The 19,739-nt window shown below is 49.4% G+C and carries 19 protein-coding genes; 11 read left to right on the top strand and 8 right to left on the bottom strand.

What is annotated here, in order from left to right; genetic code table 11:
* Nucleotides 1-14: 14 nt before the first annotated feature.
* The 5 genes from AC0KH7_RS01970 to AC0KH7_RS01950 all read right to left on the bottom strand — a co-directional run bounded on the left by AC0KH7_RS01970 (nt 15) and on the right by AC0KH7_RS01950 (nt 4,150).
* Entirely contained in the window at nt 15-428 is a 414-nt protein-coding gene (locus AC0KH7_RS01970; RefSeq protein ID WP_472370203.1) for an HIRAN domain-containing protein, read from the bottom strand.
* A gap of 426 nt (nt 429-854) precedes the next feature.
* Nucleotides 855-1,838: a helix-turn-helix transcriptional regulator gene (locus AC0KH7_RS01965; RefSeq protein ID WP_472370201.1), complete on the bottom strand. Its 984-nt coding sequence runs from the start codon at nt 1,836-1,838 to the stop codon at nt 855-857.
* 172 nt (nt 1,839-2,010) lie between these two features.
* Nucleotides 2,011-2,586, bottom strand: coding sequence for a YqhA family protein (locus AC0KH7_RS01960; RefSeq protein WP_472370199.1), 576 nt, complete (start codon nt 2,584-2,586; stop codon nt 2,011-2,013).
* A 3-nt stretch (nt 2,587-2,589) separates the two neighbouring features.
* Nucleotides 2,590-3,141 carry an ATP-dependent protease subunit HslV gene (gene hslV / locus AC0KH7_RS01955; protein WP_029939691.1) on the bottom strand — a complete coding sequence of 184 codons (552 nt, stop codon included), beginning with the start codon at nt 3,139-3,141 and terminating at the stop codon, nt 2,590-2,592.
* Nucleotides 3,142-3,196: 55 nt separating this feature from the next.
* A complete protein-coding gene (locus AC0KH7_RS01950; RefSeq protein ID WP_472370197.1) occupies nt 3,197-4,150 on the bottom strand; it encodes a tyrosine recombinase XerC in 954 nt (317 codons plus the stop codon).
* 68 nt (nt 4,151-4,218) lie between these two features.
* Between AC0KH7_RS01950 and AC0KH7_RS01945 the strand changes: the two genes are divergently transcribed.
* The gene (locus tag AC0KH7_RS01945; protein ID WP_472370195.1) at nt 4,219-4,890 is read left to right on the top strand and encodes a nitroreductase; all 672 of its coding nucleotides are present in this window, start codon (nt 4,219-4,221) and stop codon (nt 4,888-4,890) included.
* A 45-nt stretch (nt 4,891-4,935) separates the two neighbouring features.
* Nucleotides 4,936-5,559, top strand: coding sequence for a MarC family protein (locus AC0KH7_RS01940; protein WP_472370194.1), 624 nt, complete (start codon nt 4,936-4,938; stop codon nt 5,557-5,559).
* A 16-nt stretch (nt 5,560-5,575) separates the two neighbouring features.
* Here the strand turns inward: AC0KH7_RS01940 and AC0KH7_RS01935 are convergent, their stop codons facing one another.
* Nucleotides 5,576-6,424, bottom strand: coding sequence for a GGDEF domain-containing protein (locus AC0KH7_RS01935; protein WP_472370192.1), 849 nt, complete (start codon nt 6,422-6,424; stop codon nt 5,576-5,578).
* Between the two features lie 278 nt (nt 6,425-6,702).
* Between AC0KH7_RS01935 and AC0KH7_RS01930 the strand changes: the two genes are divergently transcribed.
* From AC0KH7_RS01930 to AC0KH7_RS01920, 3 genes are all read left to right on the top strand, one after another.
* Complete coding sequence (locus tag AC0KH7_RS01930) at nt 6,703-7,182, top strand: helix-turn-helix domain-containing protein (protein WP_472370190.1); 480 nt, start codon at nt 6,703-6,705, stop codon at nt 7,180-7,182.
* Between the two features lie 230 nt (nt 7,183-7,412).
* On the top strand, nt 7,413-9,626 hold the full coding sequence (locus tag AC0KH7_RS01925; protein WP_472370188.1) for an Ig-like domain-containing protein: 2,214 nt from the start codon (nt 7,413-7,415) through the stop codon (nt 9,624-9,626).
* A 128-nt stretch (nt 9,627-9,754) separates the two neighbouring features.
* Complete coding sequence (locus tag AC0KH7_RS01920; protein ID WP_472370186.1) at nt 9,755-11,872, top strand: TonB-dependent receptor; 2,118 nt, start codon at nt 9,755-9,757, stop codon at nt 11,870-11,872.
* Here the strand turns inward: AC0KH7_RS01920 and AC0KH7_RS01915 are convergent.
* Both AC0KH7_RS01915 and dapF read right to left on the bottom strand, forming a co-directional pair.
* Complete coding sequence (locus AC0KH7_RS01915; RefSeq protein WP_472370184.1) at nt 11,864-12,535, bottom strand: DUF484 family protein; 672 nt, start codon at nt 12,533-12,535, stop codon at nt 11,864-11,866. The genes AC0KH7_RS01920 and AC0KH7_RS01915 overlap by 9 nt on opposite strands.
* The gene (gene dapF, locus AC0KH7_RS01910; protein WP_472370182.1) at nt 12,535-13,386 is read right to left on the bottom strand and encodes a diaminopimelate epimerase; all 852 of its coding nucleotides are present in this window, start codon (nt 13,384-13,386) and stop codon (nt 12,535-12,537) included. The genes AC0KH7_RS01915 and dapF overlap by 1 nt, the downstream gene beginning before the upstream one ends.
* Before the next feature lie 134 nt (nt 13,387-13,520).
* Between dapF and hslU the strand changes: the two genes are divergently transcribed.
* From hslU to AC0KH7_RS01880, 6 genes are read left to right on the top strand one after another with little or no spacing between them, the layout of a single operon-like run.
* Complete coding sequence (hslU, locus tag AC0KH7_RS01905) at nt 13,521-14,840, top strand: ATP-dependent protease ATPase subunit HslU (protein WP_472373777.1); 1,320 nt, start codon at nt 13,521-13,523, stop codon at nt 14,838-14,840.
* 27 nt (nt 14,841-14,867) lie between these two features.
* Complete coding sequence (locus AC0KH7_RS01900; protein ID WP_472370180.1) at nt 14,868-15,251, top strand: gamma-butyrobetaine hydroxylase family protein; 384 nt, start codon at nt 14,868-14,870, stop codon at nt 15,249-15,251.
* A 52-nt stretch (nt 15,252-15,303) separates the two neighbouring features.
* Nucleotides 15,304-16,062, top strand: coding sequence for a bifunctional demethylmenaquinone methyltransferase/2-methoxy-6-polyprenyl-1,4-benzoquinol methylase UbiE (ubiE, locus tag AC0KH7_RS01895; protein ID WP_472367258.1), 759 nt, complete (start codon nt 15,304-15,306; stop codon nt 16,060-16,062).
* Between the two features lie 27 nt (nt 16,063-16,089).
* A complete protein-coding gene (locus tag AC0KH7_RS01890) occupies nt 16,090-16,725 on the top strand; it encodes a ubiquinone biosynthesis accessory factor UbiJ (RefSeq protein ID WP_472370178.1) in 636 nt (211 codons plus the stop codon).
* A complete protein-coding gene (gene ubiB / locus AC0KH7_RS01885) occupies nt 16,722-18,371 on the top strand; it encodes a ubiquinone biosynthesis regulatory protein kinase UbiB (protein ID WP_472370176.1) in 1,650 nt (549 codons plus the stop codon). Before AC0KH7_RS01890 ends, ubiB begins: the two co-directional genes overlap by 4 nt.
* Nucleotides 18,372-18,419: 48 nt before the next feature.
* The gene (locus tag AC0KH7_RS01880; protein WP_472370174.1) at nt 18,420-19,706 is read left to right on the top strand and encodes an NCS2 family permease; all 1,287 of its coding nucleotides are present in this window, start codon (nt 18,420-18,422) and stop codon (nt 19,704-19,706) included.
* The last annotated feature ends 33 nt before the right edge of the window (nt 19,707-19,739 follow it).

Raw genomic sequence — 19,739 nt, 5'->3', positions numbered from 1 at the left:
TTGTTTTGCTATATTTAACTTTGTAAGTAAACGGCAACTTCAATTCTCTTCCAAAAATCATCACTATTATTAAGTTGTGAAACTTCTGCCAGTAAAGGCCTTTGTGTTTGCAAAATCTGGCTGACTGCATAATTTTGTTTGCGAGGTAAATAGCCGAGTTTGTAGTTTTGTCCATCCCCTGCCTGCCAATAGATTTCAACGGCGTCTTTGTCGTATTTATTGCTCGGTTCGGCTTTAAGTTGTAAGACCGCATCTTGTTGTAATTGTGACCAAACTTTATCGCCATCGTAATATTGAAAACCGGCAACAGGTGAGGTTTGCAACACAACAAAACCACCAGGCCTGGTAATTTCTTGTGTTTTGACAGTATTGGCTTTAATTTGATTACTCACCAAACCTAACGATGCAAACCCGACCAACGACTTCAATAAATTCCGCCTTTTCATTTTTTATAACCTCTTTTAAAGACGCATTTGTACCGGTAATTTATCAAGATTTAATCCAATATCGGGTCAATCAAACAAAGCACGAACAAAATAACCAAAAACATAGCTCCCATGATGGAGACATTCAATAAAAAGCCATTCCAAATACTGCCCTTCAAAACGCCTTCGATCAACATAAATCCTGGGATAAAACCACTGACCAAAATGGCAACCCGGCATGGAATCACTCCAAAACAATGACAAATCACTCATCCCCTCCGCAGTCCATTCCCAATAACAATAAGATGACTGTCAGCACTGGAAACTGCGTAATAAACCAAGCAACGCCTAAATAAACACCGATAATACTTAGAACTGGCCAAAACGCTTCCATATACCCTCCAGATATCCTCTGTACTGAAAAGCGTATCACTCATCAGGGACAAAACCTGACCCTGAGTAAACCTTCATCGCTTTTTTTAATGTTTGCTGAATTTTGTCTCTGAGTTCCGGCGGTTCCAAAACCTCAGCGTGTTGGCCGTATTTCAGAATGTCTTGTATGAGTTCTTCGTCTTTGTTGTAGGGAATTTGCAGTTGGTAACTTTGGTCGATGCTCCAGTGGCCAATTTGTTCCGGGTGCCAGTTTTCGTATTGCAACCAGCGGGAAATATAAGGTGAAAATTTAATGAGTGCTTGTTGATTGGCTTTTCCGGCGTAGATGCCGTAACTGCTTTGGAAGTGAGCTTGCATATCGTTTTCTGGAATATTTTTGGCGGCGTGATTGAGTAATTCCAAACTTTCAATCGCTTCCAGTGAAAAGCTGCGTATCGCTTTCCGATGATGACAGTAGGCGTCGATGATCCAGTTGTCTTTGTAACGAATAAGCCGTTGGGGTGAAATTGTTCTAAGGAGTGTTTCGTCTTTATAACGGTTCCAGAAGGCGATTTGCATTTGTCTGTTTTCAGCTAGGGCTTGGATCACGCCTTGAAAAATGTTTGGTTCCACCTGCCGGTCGGCTATTTCCAGCAGTTTAATTTTGGATCCTAAGTTTTGGCCGCTTTCCTCGCTGACAAGCAACCCTTGAATGCGCTGTTTAAAGGGTTCCAATTGGCTTTTTAGCGCACCCGGCGAGAGTTGTTCGATAATATGATTCAGCGCAAAGAGTGATTCCACTTCTTGGCGACTGAACCAGTGATCTTGTAACTCAATCAAGTCTTGACGAGCTTTATCCAAATAGATTTTATTATCGCTAATAAACCAAGGGGCATTGTAGTCATTGACGAAGGTTTCAAGGTCGCGTCGAATGGTTTTTTCGGACACCTGAAATTGCTGTGCAAGCGTGGAAAGCAGCACTGGAAAGTGTGCATCGGACAGACATTTTCGCAACCGATGCTGACGGAGAGCTTTATTCATCGTTCAGGGCAAGGTAATCAATATTACTTATTTTTACCCACGACTATATCATAATGCGGCTTTCCACCAAACCGGAATACAAAAAAACCGCCAGGCCTGGCGGTTTTTGGTTATGTCTTGGATGTTCTGGAATGTTTTGATTATGATGCCATCAAGGCAATGCTATCGTGATTTAATGCGCATAGGCTTTGTGTGACAGATACAGCGCTAGGGCGACAAGCATAATGGCCAGCGAGTAATAGAGTAATTCCAACGGGGCTGTTGGTTTTAGGAACAGGGCTTGTTCGAAGAACATAACAATCAGAATCAGCAAGATGACTTTAGCCAACTTGTCTTTTAGGTCGTCCAGTGACTTAATCATCAATATTTTGCTGGAGCCTGTTGCACCCTCGGCTTCGTCGATTTTGGAAATGAACAACTCATACAAGCCCAATGAGAAAATCAGCATAATCGCTCCCAGCAAGAAGCCGTCCACCGAACCGACCACATGGGCGACGGTTTGTGATTTCAGCTCGGCACGTTCCAAATCGGTCAATTCGTGATAATGCGTTAAATGCGCCAAGGTGTAATAGACGTCAATCGAGGTCATGTAAAAAATACCAAAGGCCATCAACAAACTGGCAATGACCGCAAACAACACCACAAACCGGCTGTTCCATAAAAAACGTTCAAAGTATTTTTCGCCTTGCCCCTGTTTCCCCGGCGGGCAGGCCTGGGCGTTTTCCGATGTTTCAGGCGTAACACTCATGGTTCAATCCTCTTTTTCCAAGGTTTCAATCGTGAGATTGTGGTTGGTATAAATGCATAAATCGGCGGCGATATTGAGGGATTTTTCCACCACATCACGCGCTGACAATTCGGTGTTCTGCATCAAGGCCTGCGCGGCGGAATGCGCGTAGTTACCGCCGGAGCCGATGGCGATGAAGTCGTGCGCCGGTTCAATGACGTCGCCGGTACCGGAAATCAACAGCATGTTATCGGCATCTGCCACCAGCATCATGGCTTCCAGTTTGCGCAAGGCGCGGTCGGTGCGCCAGTCTTTGGCCATTTCCACTGCGGCGCGCATCAGTTGCCCGTTATGGGTCTGCAACTTGCCTTCAAAACGTTCGAACAAGGTGAACGCATCGGCGGTGGCACCGGCAAAACCGGAGAGGATTTTACCATTGTACAGGCGGCGCACCTTGCGGGCATTGCCCTTCATCACAACGTGCCCCAACGTCACTTGGCCGTCGCCGCCGATGACCATCTGACCATCGCGTTTGGCGCATAAAATCGTGGTTCCGTGAAAAGTCTGTTCACTCATCGTCTTCTTTCCATTTGCTTGGCTGGATTGGCTTTTATCCGCATTCAAAGTGCGTTTACGATTTCTTTTTCGCTCTCGGATGCGCTTGGTCGTAAACCGTGGCGAGATGCTGCAAATCCAGTTTGGTGTAAATCTGCGTGGTGGATAAATTGGCGTGACCGAGCATTTCTTGCACCGCCCGTAAATCCCCGCTAGATTCTAACACATGCGTTGCGCAGGCGTGCCGCAATCTATGCGGCGACATCTTGGTCGGCAAGCCCGCTTTTAAGGTGCGTTCATCCAGTTGTTTTTGGATGGAACGCACCCCTAACCGTTTGCCGAAACGGTTCACGAAAACCGCTTTTTCGTCGGGCTTGGCGTAATCGGCGCGAATCGATAGCCAGTGTTGAATAGCTTTTTGAGCCTGCGCGCCCACCGGGGCATCCCGTTCTTTTTGGCCTTTGCCAAGCACGCGCACCCATCCATCCTGCAAATTGTCTAGACCTGGCGACAAATTCATATCCACCAGTTCGGATACCCGTAACCCGCCGGAATACAACAGTTCAAAAATGGCTTGATCCCGCACATCCTGCCAGGTTTCCAGCGGCTGCTCCAATAACTGGCGGGTCAGGTCTACATCCAGGCTTTTCGGCAATGGTTTGGGTTGTTTCGGCGCCTTGACGCCCTTGGCCGGATTATGACCGACACGCCCTTCTTCCAGCAAGAAATCGTAAAACGAACGCACCGCCGATAACTGACGCGCCAGCGTTCGGGCGGCAATGCCTTGCTCCATGCGAAACGCCACAAACGCCTGAATCGCTTCGGTCGAAATATCGCGCCAATCGTTAAAGGCTTCCAAAAACGCCCAGGCCTGGCCATTTGTGAAGGTGTGTTCATCCAACGGTTCTTGCAAAAAATCGCCGCGATAAAACACCAGCAACCCCAATAGGTCGCGCTGATAATTGCTCACGGTATGAGCCGATTTATTCAACCGCTGCAGTTGCTTGATAAACTGACTGAAATCACTCAAAATAATGCCCTTCAACAAACTTAAAGCTCAATTTTAAATAAAATTCAGCACCATCATACGAGAAAATAATGACATCATCAGTATCCAACGCCATAAAAACCCGGCATGCCGCCCGTGCCTTTCTAGACAAACCCGTTGATGACGGGCAAATTTATCAAATTTTGGACTTAGCGCGTTACGCACCGTCTGGTGTTAACACACAGCCTTGGCAGGTTTCAGTCGTTTCCGGTGAAACCAAACAACGCTTGGAAAGCCGCATGCTCAAAGAATTTGAAGCCGGTATCCGCGGTGAAATGCAATACCAATATTACCCAAAAACCTGGACAATTCCATACAAGCAGCGCCGAGTCGCGACAGGAAAACAGCTCTACGGCGCCCTTAACATTGCCCGTGAAGACAAGGAAAAACAACGCCAACAGTGGGCGGCCAATTATCGTGCCTTTGACGCGCCCGTTGCACTCTTTTTCTGGATGGACGATGTCCTGGAAACCGGTTCCTATCTGGACTACGGGATGTTTTTACAAAACATTATGCTGCTGGCAACAGAACAAGGCTTAGCGACCTGCCCGCAAGGTGCCTTGGGCGAATATCCCGACATTGTTCGGCAAACACTCAATATGCCGGATGATAAAATTTTAATCGGCGGCATGGCCATCGGCTATGAAGACACGAACCACCCGGTCAATCAGTATCGAACGGAAAGAGAACCGGTTGCAAACTTTACTCAATTCTACGACTAAAATTCAGTAGAATACAGAAAAGCATTCACCTGAGGAACGGCGTTAATGGAACACTTAATCACCTTTGCCATCACCATGCTCACCGTGACGAACCCGGCCGGCAACCTGGCCATTTTCGCCGGACTGACCGCCAACCGCACCGAAGCTGAAAAACAAGCTTTAGCACGGCAAACCGCGATTGCCATCACCGTCATTATGCTGGTTGTCACCTGGGTCGGCAGTTTGCTGTTAAAGGCCTTCGGCGTCACTCCGCCGGGGCTGGAAGTGGCGGGTGGTGTTATTATCGCTCTGCTGGGGTTGTCGATGCTGCGCAGCAAAACCGACGCCATGACCCACTCGCCGGAAGAGCATGAAGAAGCGCAAACAAAAGATTCCATTGCCGTGGTGCCAATGGCCATTCCCATTATCGCCGGCCCCGGGGCCATTACCACCCTGATTCTGGCGACGCAAAAATTTCCGTCCTTCGAAGACCGCTTCATCATTTCCTTGGTTGCCGTGGGCATCGGCTTGCTGTTCTGGCTAGTGCTTTATTTTGCGGGCCCTATCAGCCGGAAGTTAGGCGTAACGGGGATGAACATCGTGTCCAAAATCATGGGGATGGTGTTAACGGCGATTGCATTTCAAATGCTTGCGAATGGGTTGAAGGAATTACTGCCAGGCCTGGCATAAAATAAAAAAGTGACGTTTAAATCGGGGGATTGTCCCATTCAGCTTCATACACCACTGTGCGATTGCGCCCGGTGTTTTTGGCATGATACAAAGCTTTGTCGGCGCGACACAAAGCTTGTTTATAGGGCACACACTCGCCATCCACTTGGCTGATGCCGAATGAGCAGGTCTGGCGACAATTCCCGAAATCCAACCTTTGAACCCCTTCCCGAATGCGCTCAATTTTATCTTGGGCGCAATCCGGCGCCATGGACGGGAAATAAAAAATAAACTCCTCGCCACCATAACGCGCAATGACCTCACCCGGCTTCAATTCATTCAGAAAAAACCGACTGACCTGCCCCAGAACCTGGTCCCCCATGTCATGGCCGTGCTGGTCGTTGACACGTTTGAAGTGGTCCACATCCGCCATCACCAGGGCACCTTTCATCTTTTCTTTTTCCACCATCAAGTCGAACAACTTACGGCTTGGCAAATGCGTCAGATAGTCGTACATATTGAATACCATATGGAAATTCTGACAAAATTCGGTGAGCAGCTCGAAAAAATGCTGGTGAAGCAAAAAGAAACGTTGGCGCCACTGCCCGTCCTGAGTGGTGCTTTCCAGTTCGGCATGCTGCCGCAACATACGTTGGCGCAATTCACCCAGTTTGCGATACTCTTGCGTTCCCGCCAACCCCAGCTCGGCTAACGATTCGTACCATTCGTCAAACGGCACGTGCGTCGAATAGGTTCGTAGTTCATCGACATTCAAACACACCGAGCGAGACGCCAACCAATTAACATGCGACGCCACAATATGGCGTGCTGCTTCCACTTGTCCGGCCAAGTTATCGTAGTGCAACCGGCTGATATGGTGAATCATAGCTTGCCCTTTTTTGAGACACGCACACACCTCCAGAAAACTGGTTCAAAAACAAAAACCTACGTTCATTAGGGTTAAGAAGCTTTATTTACTAAAGCTTCATGGTAAAATTCCTATACGGTGTTGTGTTATTTTAAAGCCTTGTTCGTAATTATTCTTATTCCAAAATGTATATTACGCGTAAAAAAACGGATATGCAACTCAAAAAAACGCATTTGTTCTTTAAAACTGTACGCGGCGCCGAAAAACTCTTTTCGATTCGATAGGTTACGCGACTAATGGATGGCCACGTGCAAACCAAAGGCCATTATTCAGGCCTGAAAAACATAGCTCAGGATTTTGCTTTGCGTTTAAAAGAGTTGATAGCCTTCCAAAGTGTGCGTTCATTTGCGCGCAGTTGCCAATTATCCGAAACCGCCTTGCGAAAATACCTCAATGGCGAATCCACTCCGAACCTAGAGCGATTGATTGCCATCGCCAATCAATCCGGCGTAACGGTCGAATGGCTCGCCACCGGCAAAGGCGAAAAATACCCGCCGCCAAATGTCGCTGAACCGGAGGGGCGCTATAAAACCTCCCTACAGCTGCACGAAATCGAACGTATTGTCCTAAACAAACTCATTTCCAACACTGAAAAGCGCCTCAATAATATTCAAGAACTCGCTTCCCACAGCCAAAGCCCGGCCATTTGGGAAGCCAGCATCGAAATGGAACAAAACACCCTATCCGATCTCAAGGCCGAACTCGGGCAATTGTAGGTCTTTTCAACAAACACCTTGCGAAGTACGCTTTCCACCGCATCATTGAAACCTTTGCATACTAAGCTCTCAATATAAAAACTGTATTTTTTTCAAAAACACTTGCAAACGCTATACATAACAACAATAATTATCATTTGCAATATAAATACTTAAATCATTTATAAACATAAATGGAAAATTAAGCAGTTTAATGAGTCCTTAAAAAAACAGAAAGGAGTTCACGACAAATGAAATTATCTAACCTCACCCAAACAGGCCCTGCCTCCATGCCGTTAAAAGCATTGCAAAGCGCACTGTTCCTGTCAGCCACGTTAACACTAACGGCTTGTGGTGGTAGCAGCAGTAGTAGTGATGACTCACCATCACCAATTACAGCCGAAACTAACCAGTTTTATATACAATCCGACACATCAACGACTTATGGCCTAAACGTTTCAAATCCAGACAATGCCGCGCTGACTTACAAAATCACAACCCCACCAAAACATGGAACGGCCACCATTGACGGAAGTGGCACCATTACCTACACCGCAGGAGATTACATTGGAGCGGATTCCATGGTGGTTAATATTAGCAATGGAACCGATTCCATTTCCGCAACCGTCGATATTACCGTGCAAACCGATGCCGTTTTCGATTATCAATTCTACAAAGTCACCAACCCTGAAACGGCCAACGACCAAATCGTCCGCTATGATCCAAACAACGACAACCCTGAGAGCAATCAGGACGTTATCAAAGAAAATGTTATTCTGGACAGCAAAGTTTTTGTTATGAGTGGCACCAAAGAAAACACTCAAATAACATACAAACGCCGCGAATTTGCTGTATTTTTGGATCCAAATGCATCCAGTGAAACCCGCAACTATGATGATGGTTCCGGTTCCATTTCCGAATACACTTTTTTTACCGACAACATTTTGAAGCGGTTTGATGCCCGAAACACCAATAATGAATCCGTGATTTATCAAAGCTCAATGATGCCAGCCTTCTTTACAGACCAAGGCGTCAGCGTCATTGGCTCGAACTATCAGTTGCACACAGTCGAAACGGATATTGACAACTCTTACGTTCAATTAAAAGCTTTCAATGATCTGCCTGATCCGTTAAAAAGCGAAACAGAATCCGATAAAAAACAACTCCCGCTGGTCGTCAGAATCGGCGACAGCGCAGCCGTGACAGGGCGCATTATTTCACCAATCACCAATGAATACGGGCGTGTCACCAATGTACTCATCAGTGATTCAGCCGCTTATACTGGCGATACGTTTGATTCCGTTGAAAAAAGCCTAAAAGTCTGCGATGCGGCACTGACCTCCTGTAATAACCTCTCCAATACCAACGGTTCTTATTATTTTCTAACCCATAATGACGGCACCGTCTACATGGCGAAAGCGGGCGACGATTCCATTTATGCTTATACACCAGGCACGTCGACGGTTGCTGAAGTTTCCGGTGTCACCTACCCCGCCAACTATGACCCAGAACACCACCAAATTGCTTTCAATGGCGGTCATGGCGGTTCCGGTATCTTCTCTAACTTCTATAACTTGGGCGGTGTGGTCAACCAACTAGCGGATGGCGATACCAGCTATTTACTAATCAACTACAACCTAGACACTCAAGACCCTATCGGAACAGGAGCCTACAGCAATTATGGAATGGACCCTTATGTTGCCAAAAATGCAATGATTTTAAAATTGACAGGCACAACAGGAACCAAAGTCTATGACAACGGAAACGGTGTCGACTTAATGAACGATTCCGATGAAGTTGCAATCTCTTACAACCTTTCTCTTACGGCCGTAAAAGACGGGAACCTGTTTGTCGAAGCCGCTAAGTTTAACGGCCCAGAAGAAACCACCTTCAACTATCGAGAAGGCTGGATTGACACTAATACAGGTACCAATAAAACCAAACTGGATAACGCCATTGTGAATCAAGACCTGCCTTACTTCACTTCGGTTCGCGTTCCGCCTGTTGCCGTTGGTGACTATATTTACGTGAACGAAACAAACCCAGTCGCCAGTAGCGAGCGTGTTTACAACATTTACAAAATGCCGATTGATAACACCGCCCTTTCAAAAGACGATGCGTCGATTGAAAAGGTTTACGGGCGTATGTATTTCGAACGAAGTGCTTACCGCTTATCCGGTGTTTATGAAGGAAATGTTCTGCTCTGGGATAAAAACAATAACGGCACCATCACCAATGTCACAACAGGCAACATTATGGGCGTGGCTACGGACATTGATGAAGGCATTACCAATGTTACCGCTTCCAGTACCGGCAACGGTACTTTATCTGGCATCGGTGGCCTGTTTGGTCTCCACATGACCACCGGTCATGGTAGCACGCCATACCTAACCAGTGGTGAATCATCAAACACCAACTCTTTAAAAGCCGTCAATCAAATCGATGGTGAATGGATCATTGACTAACACTCGCTGCATTCAACCACTCCGGCACCAGCCCGGAGTGGGTTTTAAAACATCATTGCAGATAGGCAATCTTCCCTCTCTTATGCGCAATGCTGTTTTTATATTTAGAAAGAGAGCACACAGCTTATATGAAATTACAACTATCAACCACTATCACCTTTATCGGTTTTAGCATTTTATCTCATACGGTTTTTGCAGAAACCACCAATGAAGGCGAACCAACAGAACGTCTCGGAACAGTACAGGTAACCGTACCCAAAGAACCCACTGACCAAGACCGAACCACTCGGGAAGAGCAGTTTTACAAACCCTATAGCCGTGAAACCGTTGGCGAGGAAAAAATACAACAAGACGGCGCAAGTGATATTACCGATGCCATCTCGGACATTCCTGGTGTCACCATCAATTCCCAAGGGGCTTTTAACAAAACCATTACCATTCGTGGCCTAGACGGCCCCAGAGTCACAACTCGAGTAGACGGAATTAAAATTGGCAACCAAGGCATGAGCCACAGTGGCGCCGGAGAAATCAATATGACCGACCTTGACGCCGTCACCTCCATTGATGTCATTAAAGGCAGCCCTTCCGTTGTGTATGACCCAGGTGCCTCCGGCGGAATTGTCGAAGTACAGACTGTTCGCGCACCGACCGAAAAAGGCATCGGCTTTAAACAGAAGCTAGGGTATGACGAAGGTTACAACCAACAACAATCCACCACCATGGTAAAAGGCGGAACCGGCCGTTTTGGCGCGCTGTTTATGTACAGCATCGATAATGCCAAAGACTATAAAATCGGGGGGCAGGATGAAGACACTGAGTTAATTCTAAACAAATACGATTTGGAACAACAATTTCAGTCCAATCCGCAAACCATCAAAAACCTAGGATACGACTCCGAAGCCATTACCGCACGCGGCAGTGCATTACTGGGAGACGATGGCCGACTGGATATTGACTGGGATCGCTGGATGGGAAAAAACATGACCATGATTCATGGCGACACCGTCGATAGCAGTGCAGGTATTATCCAATACAAACGCATGGATCGCGACCGAACATCCGCCAGTTTAACCAAGGAAAAATTGGGGATTCTGGAAGATTTGGAATTCAAGGCTGCAAAACAGTCGCTCTATCAACTCGGGTCCAGCGCCACCAAGCTTGACAGTACCAGTTTCACCGGGAGCTTCAATATCCCGATACAACGCTTGGATTTAACATTCGGTGCCGAAGCCATTCTGGATGAAGCCGAAACACTGGTGTACTCCGAACAGGATTACTACGCCGCCTATGCCAGCTTTGAATACAACCTCTCTAAATGGATTTTTAGCGGCGGCCTTCGGGCTAATCAATGGACAACCCGACAAAAGCTATTGAACGGTACAAATAAAGCCGTCGCAGAACAGTTATTGGGCATATCAGGCATCACACCCGAAAAAACCGTTTCCAATCCAACCTGGGCTCTAGGGGCCGTCTATCAGCTCACGCCAAGTCAAAACGTCAGTTTGAATATTAACACGACGTATCGCAACCCAGACTTATACGAACGCTACGCTTTCGGCAGTGGCTTCATCGGTGGTGGCCTCGATATGAAACCTGAATCCGGGCAACATGCCGAACTGGCCTGGAAATACCTCGACAACCATTTATCCAGCAGCTTAGCGGTTTTCTATAGTGAATACGAAAATTTCATCAATACGAAAACCATACGACAAATCACGGATTACCAAGGCCTACAGGAATGCATTCAAATCGGGAAATGCGATCCGGAAAACGGTGAATACAATGGCCGAGAAAATGATTTCTTTAGCCAATACGTAAAATATTATAATTCAGATCACGTCACGAATTGGGGAGCTGAATTCAATGCCCGTTATGACAAAAATCAATACACCGCTACCATGGGGGTCGGGTTCAATGAAATTCGCTCCGAAGACATTTACGTTTACGCTCATGCGCAACCCATTCGTATTGATGCCTCTTACAAATACCGTTTTCAAGTTCCTTGGAACCCATGGGTAAAAGTCAAAGGCGAATATGTATTCGATTTTCCGGAAGTGCGACAAACAGGAGGCTTCACTCCATACTTTACAGGCGACTTATTGGCCGGATTCCAAGCTTACGGCTTCACGATGAACGCCGGCATTCGCAACATCACCAATAATGTCTACCGTCCGCCTTATAACGGTATCAACGCTCTGGCACGCTCTTACTTCGCCAGTTTGACCTATCAATGGGATTCAAAATAACCGTTGCAAACGTGCCGTCACCATCTGCCCCATCACTTTCAGAAAATAGGTGCCTAATTCGGGGCTGAAACGATCGGTGGTAGCGCCCAATGCCAGCGCGCCCCAAACGCGATGTTGCCCCAGTGGAATCACACACACCGATTGCATTGGCTGGTCGGTATGAAACAAACCGCGTTGCCAGGAATCCTCCAATAAACCACACACCGGCTTATTAGGCTGTAACGTTTCTTTCAAGGAATTCGACCAGGCCTGGGAGAAACCGAGTTGATGCAGGCCATTGACGATTTGCTTCGGCACATCCCAAGAAATCATCGTCACCTCTTCCACCTCAAACAATTCGTGCATGACGCGATACACTTCGTCGACCGCCGCCTGTTCGGTTTCCGTGGCCATCAAGGCATACGAAAAATCGTACACCTTGTGCAGCAACACACCGTTTTCACCGGCGATGTCTTTGAGGGTATCCACCTCCACCTGCAACGAATCACGCTGTTCGCGTAATTGAAACACCTGCCGTTCCAACAGCGACACTTCCTGTCCGCTCTTGGGATGTGGAATGCTCAGCTCGCTCAACAAATTAGGAAAAACATGGAAGAAGCTACGGTTTTGATTGAGATACTCCGCCACATCTTCCGCATGAATATCATTGATCAGGCTGGACACTAAGCAGGCACTCCTCTTTTAATTTCACCTTCAAACACAAATACCGCCGGGCCGGTCATCCACACCGGGCTTTCCGGGTTGCCATCCCACTCCACCAGCAAGTCGCCGCCGGGCAATGAAATCGTCACCGCATCGCCGACTTCTTCCAAGCGACGCAACACCACCATGGCCGCACAGGCACCGGTTCCGCAAGCCAACGTTTCCGCCGCGCCGCGTTCATATACCCGCAGTTTGATGTGCGAATCGTCCACCCGCTCGGCAAAACCGACATTGACTCGCTCCGGAAACAAAGGGTGCGATTCGATTTTCTCACCCAACACCGCCACCGGCGCGGACACCACATCGGTGACACGCAACACCGCATGCGGATTACCCATCGACACCGCACCGATTTCAAAGCGGTCGCCATCCACTTCCAACTCATACTGTTCCGATTCCACCGGAATATCGAACGGCAAGGTTTCCGGCAAAAAATTCGGCGCGCCCATATTAACGCGCACCCAGCCATCGTCGGTAATGTACAACACAATCAGACCGGACGCGGTTTCCACTTGAATTTCGGTTTTGTCCGTCAAACCTTTGTCGTACACAAAACGCGCAAAGCAGCGCGCGCCATTACCGCACTGTTGTACTTCCGAACCGTCGGCATTGAAAATGCGGTAACGGAAATCCACGCCCGGCGTGCTGGCCGGTTCCACCATCAACAGTTGGTCAAACCCCACACCGAAATGCCGATTGGCCCAAAAACGAATTTCGTCGGCTGTCAGTTCGATGGTGTCGCGCGTTGCATCAATGACCATAAAGTCATTGCCCAAACCGTGCATTTTTGAGAATCGTAAGGAATTAGTCATGGTATTTGGTCGTGTCCAGCCTCATTCGTTTATCAATCATGGCATCAATTCCTTTATAATAAACGAATTCCATGAACATCAGCAATTCGGAATCGCCTCCGAATGCCAAACAAACCGAAGGAAACCCGCTTAAGATGATGACACCCAAGGAAATTGTCCACGCACTCGATCACCATATTGTCGGTCAGTCCGAAGCCAAAAAATCGGTGGCCATCGCCCTACGAAACCGCTGGCGCCGCGCGCAATTACCGGAAGAACTTCGTCAGGAAGTCACACCTAAAAACATTTTAATGATCGGGCCGACCGGGGTAGGGAAAACCGAAATCGCCCGCCGTCTGGCCAAGCTCGCCAACGCCCCCTTCATCAAAGTCGAAGCCACCAAGTACACCGAAGTCGGCTACGTAGGACGCGAAGTCGATTCCATCATCAAGGATCTGGCGGAAAACGCCATCAAACTGCACCGTGAACAAGCCGTGAAAGACGTGCAGCGCAAAGCCGAAGACCTGGCCGAAGAACGCATTCTCGACATTTTGCTGCCACCGGCGCGCGGCCATGAAGATGAAAGCTACGACAATATGTCCGAGACCCGCCAGAAGTTCCGCAAACGCCTGCGCGAAGGCGATTTGGACGACAAGGAAATTGAAATCGACCTGAACGCCGCCCCGGCGCATGTGGAAATCATGGGCGCGCCCGGCATGGAAGAAATGACCAATCAGCTCCAGGAAATGTTCCAGGGGCTGAACCAGGGCAAAAAACAAAAACGCAAACTGCCGATCAAACAGGCGATGAAACATCTGACCGAAGAAGAAGCCCAGCGCCTGATCGACCAGGAAGATATGAAAGCCAAAGCCATCGAAAACGTCGAACAAAACGGTATCGTGTTTATCGATGAAATCGACAAGGTCGCCAAACGCCAGGAAGCTTCCGGCGGCGACGTGTCTCGTGAAGGCGTTCAGCGCGACCTGCTTCCGTTGATTGAAGGCTCCACCGTTTCCACCAAATACGGCATGATTAAAACCGACCACATTCTGTTCATCGCTTCCGGTGCCTTCCACTTGTCGAAACCGTCGGATTTGATTCCCGAACTGCAAGGCCGCTTGCCGATTCGTGTGGAACTGAAATCCCTCAAAGTGGAAGATTTCATCCGCATTCTGACCGAACCGAAAGCCGCCCTGACCACGCAGGCCATCGCCCTGCTGCAAACCGAAGGGGTCAATATCGAGTTCACCGACGACGGCATTCAACGCCTGGCGGAAATTGCTTACCATGTTAACGAAAGCACCGAAAACATTGGCGCGCGCCGTTTGCATACCGTTATGGAGCATCTGCTGGAAGAGGTCTCTTTCAGCGCGCCGGACAATGACGGACAAAAAATCGTCATTGACCAGGCGTTCGTCAACGAACGGCTTGGCGATCTGTCAGAAGACCAGGACTTGTCGCAATACATTCTGTAACGCGATTGACCGGCAGGGAAACAGACGATGGCAACTCCAACAGACATTAAACTGCAACAGAAATCACGGCAACTGGTGGTGACGTTCGACACCGGCGAGGTGTTTGAACTGCCCTGCGAATACCTGCGGGTGTATTCGCAGTCGGCCGAAGTCACCGGCCACGCGCCGGGCCAAGAGGTTTTGCAAGTCGGCAAGCGTAACGTCAACATCGAAGGCATTACCCCGGTGGGGAATTATGGTGTTAAACTGCACTTCGACGACGGCCACGACACCGGTATTTATACTTGGGAACGCTTGTACGAACTCGGCCAGCATTACGACGACTACTGGCAGGATTATCTGCAACGTTTGCAGAAAGCCGGCCACAAACACCCGGATAGGCCGCCGACCGATTTAAGCGAACTGCTGTAACCCAACAACCCGGCCGCAACGTAAACCGATTAAACAGCACTAGGACAAGATGATGAGCGCACACACCGAGAAAAAAACCATCGATTTCGGCTTCACCGAAGTGCCATTGGACGAGAAAGTCAAAAAGGTCAAAGGGGTGTTTGACTCCGTCGCCGGTAATTATGACATTATGAACGACGTCATGTCGCTCGGCATCCACCGCCTGTGGAAGCGCCACACCATCGAACTCAGCGGCATTCGCCCGGGACAAGCCGTTTTGGACTTGGCCGGCGGCACCGGCGACCTGACCAAAGCCTTCGCCAAACGCGTCGGAAAAACCGGCCGTGTGGTACTGGCGGACATCAACGAAAGCATGGTGCGCGTCGGTCGCGACCGTCTGACCAATGACGGCATCATCGGCAATGTCGATTACACCATCACCAACGCCGAGGCTTTGACCTACCCGGACAATACGTTCGATTTGGTCACCATCTCTTTTGGCTTGCGCAACGTCACCAACAAAGACAAAGCCCTGGCGGAAATCTGCCGCGTGCTGAAACCGGGCGGCCAGTTAATGGTGTTGGAGTTCTCCAAAGTCACCCAACCGATGCTGGCGAAGGCCTATGATTTCTATTCCTTCAACATCCTGCCGAAAATGGGCAAATTCATCGCCGACGACGAAGCCAGTTATCAATATCTGGCCGAATCCATCCGCATGCACCCGGATCAGGAAACCCTCAAACAAATGATGCTGGACGCCGGATTCGACAAGGTGGAATACCTCAATATGTCGAACGGCATTGTCGCTCTGCACCGCGGCTGGAAATACTGAACGCGCCCGAAAAAGAAAGGCATCGAAATGGACAACCGACACGACGAATCACTCACTGAAAAATCACCAGGCCTGGTCAAAACCGCGCTTTCCAAACTGTTTGAAACATTGTTGAATCAAGCGGTTCAGCTTGATGACATGCAAGGCCAAGCCCTTGCGCCGTGTGACGAAAAGGTCGTTCAACTCACCTTCACCGACCTAGGCCAGACCTTTTTCCTGATTTACCAAATCGATGCCGATAACAAAGGCGCCTTCTCGGTACAAAACCACCTGATGGGCGCGCCGGACACACACATTCAACTCACCGTCCTCGACTGGATTGCCCGCCAACCGAACTACGACGCAAGCGGTGACGAAACCCTGGCCGCCGACTTCATTCAAGGCGTGTACACCCTGAATATCGATTGGGAAGAACAACTTTCGAAAATCACCGGTGACATGGTGGCATTCAAAGTCGGCAGCACCGTTCGAGAAGGCCGAAAAACCGTTGAAAGCGCCAAGCGTAAAGCCGGCCATACGCTGCGGGAATATCTGCAATTCGAACTTGAACTCCTACCGACAGGCCCACAGGTTCAACGCTTCAAACGCGATGTACAACAAACAACCCAGGCTGTTGACGCCCTCGAAAAACGACTTCAAGCTTTAAGTGACGCCATTTCATGAATTTCATCCAACGCCCTTGGCGTCAATTGACGCGCATTATTAAAATCAACCGAGTCCTGACCCATTACCAAATCGACAAAATGGTGCTCAGCCACAGCAAATATGCCTGGTTATTGCTGCTGAACAAACTGCTACCGTGGAACTGGCGCCCTGCCTCGAAGGGCTCGCGCGGCGAACGCATCCGTTTGGCGCTAGAAGAACTCGGCCCGATTTTCATCAAATTGGGCCAGGCGCTTTCCACCCGCAAGGATTTGCTGCCGGAAGACATCGGGGCCGAACTGCGCAAATTACAGGACGACTGCCCGCCTTTCGACGAACAGCACTCCATTGCCATCATTGAACGCGGCTTGAAACGATCCATTGAAGAGGCTTACGCCAGTTTCGATCCCAAACCGATGGCCTCGGCTTCCATCGCGCAGGTGCATGCGGCCAGCCTATACGACGGTACCGAAGTGGTCGTCAAAGTGGTGCGTCCGGACATTAAACCGGTGATTGAGCAGGATGTGGCCATTATGAAATCCTTAGCCGGTTTACTGGAAGCGGCGGTCAAGGAAACCAAACGCCTTCACCCGGTGGAAGTGGTCGAAGAATTCGAGAAAACCATTCTCGACGAACTGGACATGATGCGCGAAGCCTCCAATGCCTCGCAACTGCGCCGTAACTTCGAAAACTCCGACCTCCTCTATGTGCCGGAAATCTACTGGTCACACACCAACGACAATGTCATGACCATGGAACGCATCCGCGGCATCCGCATTTCCGAAGTCGACCAATTGATCGAAGCCGGAATCGACCTGACCGACTTGTCCGCCAAGGGCGTCACCATCTTTTTCACCCAGGTGTTCAAGCACAACTTCTTCCACGCCGACATGCACCCCGGCAATATTTTCGTCTTGCCGGACGGCCGGTATGCCGCCATTGATTTCGGCATTATGGGCACATTGAATCCGGAAGACCAGCGTTATCTAGCCGAAAACTTCCTGGCCTTTTTCAACCGTGATTATCTGCGCGTGTCCGAGTTGCACATAGAATCGGAATGGGTGCCGGCGGATACCCGCGTCAACGAACTGGAATCGGCGATTCGTTCGGTCTGCGAACCGATTTGGGATCGCCCCTTGAAGGAGATTTCCTTCGGTTTGTTCCTGATGCGCCTGTTCCAGACCGCGCGCCGTTTCGGCATGGAAGTGCAGCCGCAATTGGTGCTGTTACAGAAGACCCTGTTGAACATTGAGGGCTTAGGGCGTCAATTGGACGACGAACTCGACCTGTGGGACACCGCCAAACCGTTTCTGGAAGACTGGATGCAAGAACGCGTCGGCTTGAAAAGCCTGGTCAAAAACACCAAAGCCAATCTGCCCTACTGGATTGAGCAAGCCCCACATTTGCCAGGCCTGCTGCATAACGGCCTGCAAAAACTGTCGCAAGCCGATTTCAACCAGTCGTCTAAACAGATTGAACAACTGGAACAGCAACTGGCCAAACAAAGCAAAGCACAGCGCAACCGCTTTATCGGCGCCCTCTTGTTGATTCCTGCGGTTTTCCCGGCCGTCTTGGCGCAATTCGGATGGTTGAACGCGGCTTGGCTGCCCTGGTTACAAACCTTATTCGGTTTGACAGGGCTCTATCTGATTTTGAAAAAGATCTAAACAAACACGCCAGCGCCATCAGCATGACTCTCTAATGGAGGACACTTGATGTTTCACCTGCAACAGCACAACACCACTGTCCGCACCGAGTTCATCGCCGGGCTCACCACCTTTCTGACCATGCTTTACATCGTGCCGGTGAATGGTTACATCCTCAGCGCCGCCGGTTTGCCGATGGAAGCCGTCATCACCGCTACCGCGCTCATCACCATTCTCGCCACCTTAATGAACGGCCTTTGGTCCAACACACCAATTGCCATGAGTGTGGGCATGGGGCTGAATGCCTATTTCGCCTATGGCCTGGTACTGGGAATGCAAATTCCCTGGCAAACCGCGTTGGGTGTGGTGTTTTTGTCCGGTGTTCTGTTCATCATCCTGTCATTCACGCCCTTTCGCGCTTGGATCATGTATTCGATTCCGATTGATTTGCGGCGCGCCATCAGCGCGGGCATCGGTGGATTCATCGCCTTTATCGGTTTGGAACAAATGGGCGTCATCGCCAACAGTGACGCCACCTTAGTCACACTGGGCGACTTTTCCTCCCCGACGGTGCTGCTGGGCATTTTCGGTTTTTTCGTGGCTTTGGCTCTGTATGCCTATAAAGTCACCGGCGCTTTTGTGTTTTCCATTGTCATCACCTCGCTGACCGGCTGGGCTTTCGGCTTGGCGGAAGTGCCGAAAACCTTATTCAGCTGGCCGACGTCGATTGAACCCATTGCATTTGAGCTGGACATCGTTTCGGCGTTTTCGTTGTCGTTATTGCCGGTGATACTGATTTTTCTCATCACCACCATGTTCGACACGCTTGGCAGCTTGACCGGCATCGGCACCCGCGCCCACCTGTTTCAGGAACAAACCAAAAACGACGCCTCATTGGAAAAAACCTTGAAAACCGATGCGATGGCCACCGCAGGCAGCAGCTTGCTCGGCGTCACGCCGATTGCCGCTTTTATCGAATCCGCCGCCGGGGTGGAACAAGGCGGGCGTACCGGGTTGACCGCCGTCGTCACCGCCGGACTGTTTATTTTGACGCTCTTTATGTTGCCGTTGTTTCAGGCCTTGCCGGAAAACGCCATCTATCCGATTCTGGTGATTGTAGGGATTCTCATGTTCGGCGAATTACGCAAAGTCGCCTTCCAGGAACAGGATCTGGCGACCAATGCCGCCATCTTTCTGATTGTTCTGCTGATGCCCTTGACCTACTCCATCACCACCGGAATTGCCGCCGGTTTTCTGGTGTATGTGGCACTGAAATTGGTGAAACGGGAGTTCGCCGATTTGAATCTCGGCATTTTCATTATCGCCTTGATCAGCGGCTTGACGTTCGTTCTGTAACCGAAACCTCTTACATCAAAAACGCCCAGGCCT

This window comes from Hydrogenovibrio sp., assembly GCF_965140365.1.
In the GTDB taxonomy this organism is placed as follows: Bacteria; Pseudomonadota; Gammaproteobacteria; order Thiomicrospirales; family Thiomicrospiraceae; genus Hydrogenovibrio.
This window is presented reverse-complemented; position numbering and strand designations above follow the sequence as displayed.